The organism is Luteococcus sanguinis (assembly GCF_039527675.1).
Classification (GTDB): Bacteria; Actinomycetota; Actinomycetes; order Propionibacteriales; family Propionibacteriaceae; genus Luteococcus; species Luteococcus sanguinis.
On sequence record NZ_BAAAKI010000016.1, the window covers coordinates 80,632 to 94,971 of the forward strand.

10 protein-coding genes are annotated in these 14,340 nt (G+C 68.4%); 5 read left to right on the plus strand and 5 right to left on the minus strand.

The window, feature by feature from the left end; all coding sequences use genetic code 11:
- Positions 1–89 precede the first annotated feature (89 nt).
- From ABD089_RS11405 to ABD089_RS11415, 3 genes are all read right to left on the minus strand, one after another.
- Positions 90–2,609, minus strand: a complete 2,520-nt coding sequence (locus ABD089_RS11405) for an FtsX-like permease family protein (protein WP_343886534.1) — start codon at positions 2,607–2,609, stop codon at positions 90–92.
- Positions 2,609–3,379, minus strand: a complete 771-nt coding sequence (locus ABD089_RS11410; protein ID WP_343886535.1) for an ABC transporter ATP-binding protein — start codon at positions 3,377–3,379, stop codon at positions 2,609–2,611. The genes ABD089_RS11405 and ABD089_RS11410 overlap by 1 nt, the downstream gene beginning before the upstream one ends.
- Positions 3,380–3,588: 209 nt before the next feature.
- Positions 3,589–5,520 (minus strand): glycogen debranching N-terminal domain-containing protein, encoded by a 1,932-nt coding sequence (locus ABD089_RS11415; RefSeq protein ID WP_343886536.1) that lies wholly within the window; start codon positions 5,518–5,520, stop codon positions 3,589–3,591.
- Positions 5,521–5,728: 208 nt separating this feature from the next.
- On the opposite strand from ABD089_RS11415, the gene ABD089_RS11420 reads away from it, so the two are divergent.
- The 4 genes from ABD089_RS11420 (at position 5,729) to ABD089_RS11435 (ending at position 10,110) form a co-directional block, all read left to right on the plus strand.
- Entirely contained in the window at positions 5,729–6,763 is a 1,035-nt protein-coding gene (locus ABD089_RS11420; protein ID WP_343886537.1) for a LacI family DNA-binding transcriptional regulator, read from the plus strand.
- A gap of 63 nt (positions 6,764–6,826) precedes the next feature.
- Complete coding sequence (locus ABD089_RS11425) at positions 6,827–8,095, plus strand: sugar ABC transporter substrate-binding protein (RefSeq protein ID WP_343886538.1); 1,269 nt, start codon at positions 6,827–6,829, stop codon at positions 8,093–8,095.
- A gap of 6 nt (positions 8,096–8,101) precedes the next feature.
- The gene (locus tag ABD089_RS11430) at positions 8,102–9,244 is read left to right on the plus strand and encodes a carbohydrate ABC transporter permease (RefSeq protein ID WP_343886539.1); all 1,143 of its coding nucleotides are present in this window, start codon (positions 8,102–8,104) and stop codon (positions 9,242–9,244) included.
- A complete protein-coding gene (locus ABD089_RS11435; RefSeq protein WP_343886540.1) occupies positions 9,241–10,110 on the plus strand; it encodes a carbohydrate ABC transporter permease in 870 nt (289 codons plus the stop codon). Before ABD089_RS11430 ends, ABD089_RS11435 begins: the two co-directional genes overlap by 4 nt.
- A 75-nt stretch (positions 10,111–10,185) precedes the next feature.
- Here ABD089_RS11435 and ABD089_RS11440 read toward each other — a convergent pair whose 3' ends face one another.
- Positions 10,186–10,839: a response regulator gene (locus ABD089_RS11440; protein WP_343886541.1), complete on the minus strand. Its 654-nt coding sequence runs from the start codon at positions 10,837–10,839 to the stop codon at positions 10,186–10,188.
- Positions 10,840–12,240, minus strand: coding sequence for a sensor histidine kinase (locus tag ABD089_RS11445; protein WP_343886542.1), 1,401 nt, complete (start codon positions 12,238–12,240; stop codon positions 10,840–10,842).
- A gap of 181 nt (positions 12,241–12,421) precedes the next feature.
- On the opposite strand from ABD089_RS11445, the gene ABD089_RS11450 reads away from it, so the two are divergent.
- The gene (locus ABD089_RS11450; protein ID WP_343886543.1) at positions 12,422–14,290 is read left to right on the plus strand and encodes a hypothetical protein; all 1,869 of its coding nucleotides are present in this window, start codon (positions 12,422–12,424) and stop codon (positions 14,288–14,290) included.
- Positions 14,291–14,340 lie beyond the last annotated feature (50 nt).

Below are 14,340 nucleotides of genomic sequence, written 5' to 3' on the forward strand. Positions count from 1 at the left end.
GAGCGTCGTCGGCTCGGGGGGGGGCACAGACGGTGCCCACCCCCGAGTGGGGGTGGGCACCTCGTTGCGGGGGATTCCCAGGGCGGTGGTCAGGCCTCTGCGAGCGCCTCGGTGGGCGTCGCGTTGGCGGCGCGGCGTCCCGGCATCAGTGAGGCCAGGGCAGCGGCGACCACGGCGATCAGCACCATCCCGGTCGTCTGTACCCAGTTGATCGCAAACATCGGGCCGGAGGCGATGCCGGCCTGCTTCAGCACTGCCGAGACGCCCAGCCAGCCGAAGAAGGATCCGGCGAGCACGCCCACGATGACACCGGCCAGGGCCAGCATCAGCGCCTCGATCAGCAGCATCCAGCGCAGCGAGGTCTTCTGCATGCCGAGCGCACGCAGCAGGGCCGATTCACGCGCCCGCTCGATCACCGACAGGCCCAGGGTGTTGCCGACGCCGATCAGGGCGATCAGCACGGCCACCCCCAGCAGGGCTGTGGTGACCATCAGCAGGATGTTCAGCACCTGCTTGATCATGGAGCTCATGATCGCGGAGCCGTCGACATTGATGCCGGTGTTGGACGCCTGCAACTGCTGCAGTTCCATCATGTTGCCGCCGAACTGTTCCATGTCCTTGATCTGCACCCAGTAGCCCTGCAGCGCCGGCTTCGCGACGAGCTTGGTCAGGGTCGCCTGATTGACCATGTACTGGTCGTAGCCCAGTGCATTGGTCTTGATCGGCTTCAGGGTCACATCCTTGCCCCCCAGACCCTTGAGCGTGATCGCGTCGGTGCCGTTGTCGGCGCCGGTGAGCACCTGACCGTCGGTGATGGTGGGCAGCTTGCCCATCTGGTCGGCGGCCGGGTCCTTGAGCAGAACCAGGTTGCGCTGGTCGAAGTCACCTTCGACGAAACCACCGGTCAGCTTCACCCGGTCGGCCACATTGCCCATCGCGTCGACCTTCGCGGCCACGGCGGTGGGCAGCGAATTCAGGGGCTTGGCCTCGCCGTCCGCGCTCCAGGCATAGGCCGAGGTGGCGACGCTCAGGTCGATCGGGAAGGTGCGCTCGATCTCGGTCAGGGCTGTCTTCTCGGCGGTCGCGGTGCCGACCTGGAGGGTGACGATCAAGCCGATCGCCAGCATCAGGGCCGTGGCCGTGGCCGCGGCTCGGCGTGGATTGCGCACGGAGTTGCCGGCCGCAAGCTTGGCCGTCGGACCGAAGCCGAAGACCTTGCCCATCACCTTGAGCAGGGTGGGGATGAACAGTTCCGCACCCGCCAGGATGCCGACGCTGAGCAGCATCGCGCCCAGCACCGCGCTGGCCACGGGGCCCGTCGCGACGTTGCCCGACGAGATGGCCTCGCTCGACATCGTCAGTGCGCGGGCGGCCAGGGCGCCGCCAGTCAGCACCAGCAGGCCGCAGACCACAGCCCGGATGATGGACGCCTTGCGCACCTGCTCGCTCGTGGCGACCGGCTGCAGTGCCTCCAGCGGGGCCACCCTGGTGGCACGCAGCGAGGGCAGCATGCCGGCCAGCACCGTCAGCACGACGCCGACGGCGAACTCGATCGCCAGCTCTCGCCAAGGGATCGTCAGGCCGAAGTACAGGGCCTTGGTGTAGGCGGCACCCAAGGTGCCGATCCCCAGACCCAGCAGGACGCCGAGCGCCGAGCCGAGCGCACCGATGATGACCGCCTCGGCGAGGAACTGGCGTCGCACCTGCGACCCCGAGGCGCCGACGGCGCGCAGCAGGCCGATCTGGCGGCGACGTTGCGCCAGCAGGATGGTGAACGTGTTGGCGATGATGATCATGCCGACCAGGGCCGCGATGCCGGAGAAGACCAGCAGCATGTACTTGATGACGTCGAACTCTCCGGTCATGCCCTGTGCGGCCGACTTGCGGATGTCGGCCCCCGCGCCGACCTCGAGTGGGGTGTTGCCGTCGGCGTCCTTGACGTCGGGGTCGATGAGCAGCGGTGCGATGGCGGCGTGGATCTTCATCGCGATGGCGGCATTGTCAGCGCCCTGGCCGGTGGCGACGGCCCACGTCCCGATCGGGGAGGAAACCATCTTCTCCACGATCGCGCGATCCAGGTAGCCGGTCTTGAAGGCCAGGCTGGGGGCGTCGTTGGTGATGCCCGAGACCGTCAGCTTCTTGTCCTCGAGGTTGACGGTGTCACCCACCGCCACCTTGAGCTTGTCCGCGACCTGGTTGCTCAGGGCAACCTGGTTGGGGCCCTTGGGCCACTCGCCCGAGGAGAGGTCGGCCCAGCGGAAGCGCTCGCCGGGGGCGCCGTAGAGATACAGCTGGGACGACTCGGTGTCGGTGGTCAGCACCCCGAAGGTGTTGATGACCTGCTCGGCGTCCTCGACGCCAGGCACCGCCTTGATCTTGGCGGTGATGGCATCGCCGGTGGCCTTCTCGTCCTTGGGAGCGGCGTTGTTGGAGACGGCGATGTCGGCCGTCGACAGGCCGATCGAGCTCATCTTGCCGATCGCATCCCCTTGGGTGGTGATGAAGGTCGACACCCCGGACATGAAGCCGACGCTGATCGCGATGGCGATCAAGGTGGCGATGATGCGCCCGGGGTGGAAGCGCACCTCATTGATGGCGTTGCGGAACATCAGGCATCAACCCGCGCCAGCTCGGTGTTCAGCAGCTCAGGGGTGGGGTGGGCGATGTCGGCGACGATGTGCCCGTCCAGCAGGATCAGCGCCCGGTCGGCATAGGCGGCGGCCTTCGCGTCGTGGGTGACCATGATGATCGTCTGGCCCAGGTCGTCCACGCAGCGGCGCAGGTAGGTGAGCAGGCTGGTGCCGGTCTTGGAGTCCAGCGCGCCGGTCGGCTCGTCGGCGAAGATGACGTCCGGTCGGCTGATCAGCGCCCGCGCGACGGCGACGCGCTGCTGCTGGCCACCCGAAAGCTCGGACGGACGGTGCTCGAGGCGGTCGGCGAGGCCGAGGGAGTTCACCAGCTGGTCGAAGAAGGCCTGGTCGGGCTTGCGTCCGGCCAGCTCCAGCGGAAGCAGGATGTTCTGCTTCGCGGTCAGCGTCGGCAACAGGTTGAAGCTCTGGAAGACGAAGCCGACGCGGTCGCGACGGGCCTTGGTGAGGTCCTTGTCGTTGAGGGAGGTCAGCTCCTGACCGCCCAGCATCACGCGCCCTGAGGTGATCCGGTCCAAGCCGGCCAGGCAGTGCATCAGGGTGGACTTGCCGGAGCCCGAAGGCCCCATGATCGCGCTGAACGAGCCGCGATCGAAGGCGACGTTGACCTTGTCCAGCGCGACGACCTGGGTCTTGTCCGAGCCGTAGACCTTGGTCAGGTCCATGGTTGCGGCGACGACGTCACCGGCTGCTGGAGTGGGTTGGGGAAGGGTTTGGTGCTGCACCGACATGGCGGCCTCTCGTGGTCATGCATCGTCTTTCATGCATTGAAGTGGGTGAACTCGAAAGTGGGTGAACTCGAGGGGCCCATCCGGCCCCGGCGGCTTCAATCTATGTGGGCGTGGGTTCGCCGCACCTCGCTCGCGGGGATGATCTGGACGTTCGGCCACGTCATACCCGGGTAGGAGAGGGTCTGTCCCACGTCGCTGCCCGAAGGCGGTCAGTCGGTGGAATGACCGTCGAGTGCTCGTGCGATGACGACGGACGAGGTGGCGGCCCAGGCCTGGGGATGGCAGGACGCGGGGTAGGGCTGGGGCGGGAAGGCCTCGTCGGCCGGCAAGCCGCTGAAGAGCTCGGGCAGGCGCATCCCGAATCCCTCGGCAGCGCGCAGCAGTTCGCTCGCCAGCTCGGCGGCCTCGTCGACGAACCCCTCGCGGAGCATCCCGTCCACGATGAAGGCGGTGTCGTGGGCCCACACCGAACCGACGTGGTAGCCCAGCGGCCAGTAGCCGGCATTGGTCGTCGAGAGCGTGCGGATGCCGTGGCCGGAGCGCATCGTGGGGTCCATCAGGCGGCGGACCACGGTTGCGGCCTCATCGTGGGTGAGGATGCCGGTGCCGAGCAGGTGACCCATGTTGGAGGCGACCCCGTCGACCTGCTGCTTGGCGCCGTCCAGCGCCAGCACCGGGTAGCGGCCCAGCTCATCCCTCGTCCAGAAGCTCTCGCGGAAGCGGTCGGCCAGCACGGACGCCTGCTCGCGGCAGCGCGTCGCCAGCGCAGCGTCATCGCTCCCGGCCAGCCCGTCGACCAGGTCGGCGCCCAGGACGAGTGCGGCGTGCGCATAGCCCTGCACCTCGCACAGCGCGACCGGGGCGCTCGCCAGCGACCCGTCCGCGAAGCGCACCGAGTCGCCGGAGTCCTTCCAGCCCTGGTTTGCCAGGCCGTGGCCGGTCTCGTCCACGTACTCCAGGAAGGCATCGCCGTCGGCGTCCGCATGGTCGAGCAGCCAGCCGAGCGCGGCGCGCAACGGTTCGGCCAGCTCGGCGGCCACGTCGGTACGGCCGGTCGCTGCCACGTCGGCCAGCAGCATCACCCACAGCGGGGTCGCGTCGATCGTCCCGTAGTAGATCGGCGGCAGGCTGATCGCCGAGCCGGCCGGGTCCTGGCCCTGGTGCGAGACGTCCAGCTCCAGGGTCTGCTTGCGCACCTCGTGCAGGATCTTGCCCGGCTGCTCGGCCGATTCGCGGTCGATCGTTCTGCCCTGCAGCGCGGCCAAGGTGCGCAGCGTCCCGATCGCGATGGACGCGTCATGGGTGACCAGGTTGCGCGCGGCGATCAGGGAGTCGCGCCCGAACAGCGTGAAGTACCAAGGTGCGCCGGCTGCGAGGAAGGGGTCGGAGGAACCGGGACGACGCATCCGCAGGCCGTTGATGTCGCGGAAGGAGGTGTCCAGCAGCTGCCGCACCCGCGGGTCGGTGCTGGTGGGGGCGAGCAGCGGCGCCGAGTCGTCGGCGACGAAGGGCAGTGAGGCATCGGAGACCTCGAGGGCCCAGCCGACCTCGCGCTCGTCCCGCGCGGCCATCGGGACGGTCCAGGAGAGCTCGACCACGCCGTCGGCGGACGAGTGCAGCGTCCCACCCTGGACGGTGAGCCGGCAGCGGGTGCCCTCGTCGCGCCAACCCCACGTCAGTTCCTCGGCATGGTTCGCAACGGGAACCGATGCCGCAGGGCCCTGTTCCCCACCCTTGAGCGACATCATCGACGTCGAGTCGGCGCGCAGGGTCGCGCGCAACTCGACGACCTGCTCGCTGGTCGCGGCGGTGGTCAGCACCAGGCGTTCCCGGACCCTCGTCGTGGTCACCTCGCGGTGCCGGGTGAGGACGAGTGCCGGGTCGACCCCGAGCTCGGGAGTGCGCAACACATGGCCGTACGTCGCCGAACCACCGCCGGGCTCGCTGGTGTTGACGTGCTCCATCTCGTGGCTGGTGCAACCCAGCACCATCGCCGACAGCACCCGTTCGTCACCGCAGTGGACGCCGTCGATCCCGCCGTGCGGGGCGCTGGCATCGGCCTGGCCGTCGAGCTGTGACCAGGCCTGCAAGGGCGCGGCGACGAGCGCCGATCGGCCGGACAGGAAGGGCTGGTTGACCATGTGGGGAGCCTTCGTGGGTCAGCTGGGGACAAAGGGTTGAGAGCGTCCATTGTTGCAGGGCTGGGCGTCGAAACCCTTGACAGGGGGGCGGGTGCGCGTGACGATGACAGCACTGTGGATCGTTCAAAGGCGCTCGCTATGGCCTTGGTGACGATCATGGCATGCGGCCGGTGCTGACACCGGCACTTTCGTCACATGGAGGTGATGAATGACCCGCCCCACGCTGGTCAGCCTGGCCAACGAGCTCGGCGTGTCCCGCCAGACCGTGTCCAATGTGATCAACGCCCCGCACCTGGTCAGGCCCGAGACGCGCGAACGCGTCCAGAAGGCGATCACGGAATCGGGCTACCGTCCCAATGTCGCCGCGCAGGCCCTGCGCAACCAGCGGTCACGGACGATCGGGATGCGCATCCTGCCTGCCTCGGACGGCATCAACGGCGCCATCATGGACCGTTTCCTGCACCACCTCGTGGCGGAGTGCCAGGAGCTCGGCTACAACCTGATGCTGTTCACCGCGACGGACGAACGCGACGAGGTCGCCCAGGCCCGTGAGCTGTTCGAGCGGGGGTCCATCGACGGGGCCGTGCTGACCGGCACCCACGCCGACGACCGTCGTCCGGCCGAGCTGGCCGAGCTCGGTATTCCCTGCGCCGCCTTCGGACGTCCATGGGGCAAGGTCGAGCAGGCCGACCACATCTGGGTCGACGTGGACGGACGCGCCGGCACCCGCGCGGCCACTCGGCACCTGCTCTCGCTCGGCCACACCCGGATCGGTTTCATCGGCTGGCCGCGTGGCTCGGAATCGGGCGACGACCGTCGCGCGGGCTGGTCCGAGGCGATGACGGAGGCCGGTATCGAGGGTTGGGAGCAGTGGCAGGCCGACGGTGAGGACGGGACCCCGACCGGCCTGGTCTCCATGCAGCGACTGGAGGAGCTGGGCGTCGAGGGCGTCGTGTGCGCGTCCGACTCGCTCGCCCTGGGTGCCCGCGAGGCGATCCGGCGCCGGTGTACCGAGTCCCACTTCGGTGAACTGCCCGTGATCGGCTTCGACAACACCCCGGTCGCCGCGGCGATCACCATGTCCAGCATCGCGCAGCCCGTCGAACGGTGCGCGCAGCTGCTCGCGTCCGCCCTGGTGCACGACCTCGATCCCAAGTCCCGGGGCCGGGCACTGCAACCGGACGAACGTCTGGTCGTCCCCGTCCTTGCTCCGCGCAGCATCGAGTTGCCACCCGTCCGCTGACGCTCCTGCACCACCGCCGTCCGCTCGACCTCAACCCACCCGACCCAACCGTGAGGAACCCAGATGAAGATCAAGCAGACCCTGGCCGCCGTCGCCACCCTCGGCGCGGTCGCAGCCCTCAGCGCCTGTGGCGGAGGGAGCGGTTTCGACAGCGGCTCCGGCACCGCGTCGGGTTCGGGTGCGGCCTCGGCGGCTGCCAAGGAGAGCCCGACGACCAAGGAGGTCTCGGTGCTGATCGGTTCCTCGGGTGATGCCGAGACCAAGGCCGTCACCGACGCCGTTGCCGCCTGGTCCAAGGACTCGGGCATCACCGCCAAGGTGGTGGTGGCCAGCGACCTGGTCCAACAGGCCACCCAGGGCTTTGCCGCCGGCACCCCCGCCGACGTCGTCTACACCTCCACCGACGCCTTCGCGGGCTGGGTCAAGGCCGGCAACCTGTACGCCTACGGCGACCAGTTGTCGAACGCCGACGACTTCTACCCCGGCCTCAAGGAGGCCTTCACCGCGTCCGACGGCAAGTTCTACTGCGCCCCGAAGGACTTTTCGACGCTGCAGCTGGTCATCAACGACAAGCTGTGGAAGGCAGCCGGCCTGACCGAGGCCGACTACCCCAAGACCTGGGACGACCTGGCCACCGTCGGCAAGAAGCTGACCCAGGGCAAGGTCAAGGGCCTCACCTTCTCCCCGGAGATCCAGCGCGTCGGCGCCTTCCTGGCGCAGGGCGGCGGCGGCCTGGTGACCGACGGCAAGGCCACGGCCAACTCGGACGCCAATGTCGAGGCCCTGACCTGGGTGAAGCAGGCGCTGACCGACGGCTGGGCGGCCACCTCCGCGGATCTCGGTGCCGGATGGGGCGGCGAGGCCTTCGGCAAGCAGCAGGCGGCCATGGTCATCGAGGGCAACTGGATCACCGGCGCCATGCAGAGCGACTACTCCGACGTCGGTTACACCGCCGTCGAGCTTCCCGAGGGCAAGGCCAAGGGAACCCTGCAGTACACGAACTGCTGGGGCGTCACCGCCAAGTCCGACAACATCGGCGGCGCGGTCAGCCTGGTCGAGTACCTGACGACCAAGGAGCAGCAGCTCGCCTTCGCCAAGGCCTTCGGCGTGATGCCGTCCATCCAGTCGGCCAAGAGCGAGTGGAGCGCGGCGAACCCGAAGATGGTGCCCTTCATCAACGGTGCCGACTACGCCCAGAACCTGCCCGCGCAGGTGGGTGCCGCCGACGTCATCAAGGACCTCAACGCGCAGCTCTCCCAGCTGAAGGCCAAGGACCCGAAGGTGATCCTCGACTCGGTCCAGACCAACCTCGAGCCCGTCGTCGCGGGCTGACCGCGCATGGCTTCCGCCGTCGCACGCCGACGTCGGGGTTCTGGAAACTCCCAGAACCTCGCGGGCTGGTTGTTCGTCTCGCCCGTCATCATCATCCTGGGCCTGTTCCTGTTCATCCCGATCGTGATGGCCGCGTGGGTGAGCGTCTCCGACTGGAACGGCAATGGTTCACCCTTCTCCGGGACGGCGAAGTTCGTGGGCTTCGCGAACTACACCGCGGTGCTGGGCGGCAAGGGTCTGGCCGCGCGCGACTTCGGGCTGAGCATCCGTAACAACCTCTACTACGTGGCGCTCGTCGTCCCGCTGCAGACGATCATGTCGCTCTTCCTGGCGGTGATGGTCACCCGCAAGGGGCTGCGCGGGAAGGGCTTCTTCCGCACCGCCTTCTACTTCCCGTCGGTGACCAGCTCGGTGGCGATCACCGTCTTGTGGCTCTTCCTGTTCAACGCCACCGGTGCGGTGAACAAGGCTCTGTCGTGGCTCGGCATCAACGGGCCCAACTGGTTCAACGACCCGCGCGGCGTGCTCGGCATGCTGCTGGAGCCGCTCGGCGTGCACGAGACCGGGGCACTGGCCAAGCCGGGCCTGTTCGGCGTCTCGGGCTACCAGTGGCTGCAGGGTCCCTCGATCGCCATGTGCGCCTTCATCCTGATGGCCATCTTCACCACCTCCGGCACCTTCATGCTGCTGTTCATCGCCGCGCTGCAGGACATCGGCGAGGAGACCTCGGAGGCCGGCATGGTCGACGGTGCAACGGCCTGGCAGCGCTTCCGCCACATCACGTTGCCGATGCTTCGTCCGACGCTGTTCACCGTCATCACCCTCGGCCTGATCGGCACCTGGCAGGTCTTCGACCAGATCGCCATCGGTTCCCAGGGTGATCCGGCCAAGACGACGATGACCCCGGCCTACCTGAGCTACACCAAGGCCTTCAACGACGGCGAATGGGGCAAGGCGGCGGCGATCGCCTTCATCCTGTTCGCGATCATCGTGCTGATGACCCTGGTCCAGCGGATGGTGCTGGGTGACTCGGACTACTCGCGGATGTCGCGCAAGGAACTGAAGGCCGACAAGGAGGCGCGCGATCTCAAGGCCGCGCAACAACGTGCTGCCGCGCAGATCATCGTCCAGAAGGAAGGCCAGGCATGAGCAGGACAATGGACGCCTCGGACGCCCGACAGGCCAACCGGATGGGTCCGGCGGGCTGGGTCGCGCTGGGGCTGCTCTCGGTGATGGCCGTGTTCTACATCTTCCCCTTCGTGCTGCAGGTGGCGAACTCCTTCAAGACCGACGCCGAGGCCACCGCGAACGCGATGAGCCCGGTGCCGCAGGTGTGGACGACGGCTGCCTACGACCGCCTCTTCCGCAACTCCGACTACCCGCGCTGGTTCCTCAACTCGGTCATCGTGACGCTCTTCGTCACCGCCGGACGCGTCTTCTTCAACTCCCTGGCGGGCTACGCGCTGGCGCGGCTGAGGTTCCGGGGGCGCCAGGTCGTGTTCGCGATGCTGATCGCGGTGATGAGCGTGCCCGGCGTGATCCTGCTGATCCCGAAGTTCCTGGTGATCAACCAGCTCGGCATCTACAACTCGTATCCGGCGCTGATCCTGCCGCTGCTGGTGGACGCGGCCGGGGTGTTCATCATGAAGAACTTCTTCGAGTCCATCCCCCCGGCGGTCGAGGAGGCGGCACGCATCGATGGTGCGGGCACCTTCCGCACCTTCTGGTCGGTGGTGCTGCCGATGGCGACGCCGGCGCTGATCACCATCACGATCCTGAGTTTCCAGGGCTCCTGGAACGAGTACTCGCACTTCATCGTCGCCTCGCAGAGCCCCGAGCTCTACACGCTGACCAAGGGCGTCGGCACACTCGCGTCCGGTGGGCTGGGCGGCATGAGCAACCAGTACCCGCTGAAACTGGGCGCGGCGGCCCTGATGACGATCCCGGTCGCGATCCTGTTCTTCGTCTTCCAGAAGCGGATCATGAACACCTCGGACGGAGCGGTGAAGGGCTGAGCGCCCGAGCATGGGAACCGGGGTTGGTTTGCACCGCAGTCGGTGTGAACCAACCCCGGTTCGTGCGTTGGCGGCTCAGCGTCCGGCGAGACCGACCTCGTAGGCGAACAGCACCAGGCCCACCCGGTCGCGGATCGCGAGCTTGCTCAGCAGGCGTCCGATGTGGGTCTTCACCGTGCCCTCGGCCATGTAGAGGGTGGAGGCGATCTCGGTGTTGGTGGCCCCCTTCGCGATCTCGGCCAGCACCTCGCGCTCCCGGTCGGTGAGCAGGGCCAAGCGCTCGTCCGGACGTCCGGGGGCCGACGGCAGGGTGGGGACGATGTGGTCCAGCAGACGCCGGGTGGCGGTGGGCGCCATCACGGCCTCACCGGCGGCCACGGTGCGGATCGCCTGCAGCAGTTCGGCCGGGCGCGCGTCCTTGAGCAGGAAGCCGGAGGCGCCCGCCTTGAGCGCTGCGAAGACGTACTCGTCCAGGTCGAAGGTGGTCAGCACCAGCACCTTCGTCGCCTCCCCGGAGGCCGCGATCCGGCGGGTGGCCTCGACGCCGTCCATGATCGGCATCCGGATGTCCATCAGCACCACGTCGGCGTGGGTGCGGGCGACGGCCGCGCAGGCCTCGGACCCGTCCGCCGCCTCACCCACCACCTGCATGTCGTCCTCGGCGTCGATCAGCATCCGGAAGCCGCTGCGCACCAGGGCCTGGTCGTCGGCCAGCAACACCGTGATCATCTAGCGCTCCATCATTCTCGTGTCGTCCGTGAAGGGGTTCGGGGGTGGCTGGTTCGGGTCGCCGGAGGGACCCCTCGACAGGCTCGGGAACCGTGGGCCGTGGCTCGGGGAACGGGGGTCACGGCTCGGGGACCGTGGGTTGACGCTCGGGGTCCGGTCGCTGGGGACGGGGAGCACTGCGCGCACCAGGAAACCTCCGCCCTGGCGGGGGCGGGCGACCAACTGGCCGCCCTGGGAGCTGACCCGCTCCCGCATCCCGCGCAGGCCGTGGCCGCGTCCGTCGCCGGCCGCCAACGCACCGGCACCGTCGTCCAGCACCTCGACGATGATGACCTCGCTGCCGTAGCTGAGCTGCACCTGCGCGTGCGCCTCGGGCCCCGCGTGCTTGAGGAAGTTGGTGATCGCCTCCTGCACCACGCGGTAGACCACCAGCGCGAAGGTCGGCGGCACCTGCGGCAGGGTGCCGGTGACGACCAGCTGTACCCGTCCGTCGCCGGCCCGCTCCACCAACTCCGGGATCTGCTGCAGTCCGGGGGAGGGTGCGAAGTCGGCGGTCTCGTCCGGGGTGCCGCGCAGGACGCCGACGATGCGGCGCATCTGGGTGAGGGCGTCGCGTCCGGTCTCGGCGATGGTGTCCAGCGCGACCGCCGCCTGCTCTGGGTGCTTGGCGGCGATCGCGCGTCCGCCCTCGGCCTGGACGACCATCACCGACAGCGAGTGGGCGACCACGTCGTGCAGCTCTCGCGCGATCTGCGCGCGGACGGCGGCCTCGGCGCTCTGGGCGGCCTGTTCCCGCTCGGACAGCTCCAACTGGCGACGCTTCGCCTCGGCGACCAGCCTCTCCTGGCCGGCCTGCGCCGACTCCCGGACCCGACGTCCCGTGGCATAGCTCGACATCACGATCGCGGCGCACATCACCACCCCCAGTGCGAGCACGGCGAGGATGGTCCCGGAGCTGGAGTTCGGCCCCAGGGAGTGCAAAAGGTCTTCGAAGCTCGCGCCGGTCAAGGCGCGCAACCAGCTCACCGGCCCCACGATCGAGCCGAACAGGCCAATCACCAGCGCCAGGCGCGCGGGCAGTCCGGGCACCCAGCGCGCGACCGAATAGACGGTCACCGGCACCAGCACCAGGGAGAAGGTCGGGTACTGCACCAGCCATGCCTGCACCAGGAAGCACGTCGCAACGACCAGTAGCACCATCAGCGGCCGGCGACGTCGGAAGGCGATCGCCACGACCATCACCAGGCTGGTGAGCAGGAGCATCGGGTCGGTGTTGGATCTCAGCCCGAACAACAGGGTGGGCAGCAGTACCAACACGGCGATGATCCCGGTCACCGCGAGGTCCAGTGACCAGGTGGCGTGCCGCAACTCGATGCGGCGCAGCTCGTCCCGGGTGCTCATCGCGCCAAGCCTATGGCGGGGGGCGACGGCGGGCGTCCGACCACGGTCTCGGACGCCCTGCCACTGTGGACCGTCCGACCAGTAGTTTCCATGCTTGGACCTCACGCTGGGTGGGACAATGTGGGTTGGACGTCCAAGACGGCGGGCATGGCACCTTCTTGGCCGCAGCACAGGGGGAGTGATGAGTCAGTCGCCGTACGGGTCCGGACCCATCCGGCGGTCCGGTCACGCCGGCATCGCTCGCGACCTCACCCAAGGACGCGTCGGCGAACCCCTGGTCCGCTGCCTGCTCGCACCCATCGACGAGCGCCGCGATCTCGCCGACCATCGGATGCTCATCGTCCTGAAGTTCCTCTACGAGGCCGGGGACGAGTTCCCGCCCCACCTGCGCACCGACATGGAACGGTCGGTGCTCGGCTTCCGTTACTGGCTGGACGAGCCCGGCAGTGACGACATGTGCCACTGGAGCGAGAGCCACGCGCTGATGTTCAGCGTCTGCGAGCACCTCGCTGGCCAGTTGTTCCCCCACCAGGCCTTCACCAACGACGGACGCAAGGGTTCCCGCAAGGCCGACCGCGGGCGGCGGCGCCTGCTCGAGTGGCTCGGCAACCGCTTCCATCACGGCTTCAGCGAATGGCTCTCGCACACCTACTACGAATTGGACGTCGCGGGCCTGACGCTGTTGATCGACCACTCCCAGGACGAGGAACTGGTCACCCGCGCCGCGATGGTGCTGGACCTGCTGATGCTGGACATGGCACTGCATCGCTTCGACGGACGCTTCGTCGCCTCCGCCGGGCGGGCAAACGGGGTGCAGAAGGCACGTCCGGAGCACTCCGAGATCAACACCGTGCTGGCCTCGGCCTTTGGCGACGAGCAACCGGCCTTCGACCCCGACGAGGTGAGCGGGATCTTTGTCGCCCGCCGCCGCTACCAGGTGCCCGAGGTGATCCGGGAGATCGCCGACGCCGACGCCGACCACCTGGTCCGTACCTCCCAGGGACTGGACGCCAGCGAGGTCGCCGCGGTGGTCGCCGCCCGCCCCGGGTTGGGCCATGCCGAACGGCGCGATGCGCTGGTCGAGCTGTTGTGGTCGATGGAGGCCTTCACCACACCGGAGGCGATCGGTCCGACGCTGGACGCGATCCGGCGACACGACCTGGGCCAGAACCGTTACCTTTCGCCGCTGACGCCGTTCGCGAAGCTGCGCTCCGAACGGCTGCAGGTGGCGACGCTGCGCGCGATGAACCCGATCACCCAGGGCATCGCGATGGGTCGCGCGGACGTGCAGACCTACCGCACCCCGCACTACCTGCTCTCCAGCGCGCAGCACCACCGCCCCGGCGAGTTCGGCGACCAGGAACAGATCTGGCAGGCGGCGCTCCCGGACGACATCACCGTCTTCTCCACCCACCCCGGATCGACCGAGCTGAGCGAGTACGCCCGCCCCTCGACCCCCTCGGCGTGGGTGGGCAATGGCATCAACCCCGATGTCGGCCAGCACCGCAATGTGCTGCTGGCGCTGCACGACGTCCGTGGCCGCAAGGGCTATCTCGAGGGACGACGACATCAGCTCAGCCACCTCTTCTTCCCCTTCGTCCGCTTCGACGAGACCACGATCAGCGAGCGTCTGGTCGCCGGCCGGCGGCGCGACTCCTACATCGGGGTGCTCTCGCTGAACCCGGTCGAGATGCTCTCGGACGTCGAGGTGATCCAGCGCGGGGTGATCAGCGGCTGGGCGGTGGTCGTCACCGACCGGCAGGAGTTCGGGTCATTGGGACGCTTCGTCGACCACCTCAAGCAGACCAGCCTCGACTGGACGCGCGAGGAGTTGGTCTGGAGCACCGATCTGCACCAGTACAAGCAGCGGTTCCGCGGGGACTTCTGTGTGGACGGGGTTCCGCAGCGCTCGGACTACCCGCGGCTGGACTGTGACTGGGCCCAGGTCGAACGCAGTCCCTCCGTGGTGACGGTGACGGGGGAGAGGTCCAGCCTGGTGCTCGACTGGGACGCGGGGACGCGCATCGTGCAGCCCGGCCCGGTTGGCTGAAGATCCTCTCGGGGCGGCTCCACGTCAGCCGAAATGTGATATCACTTTGA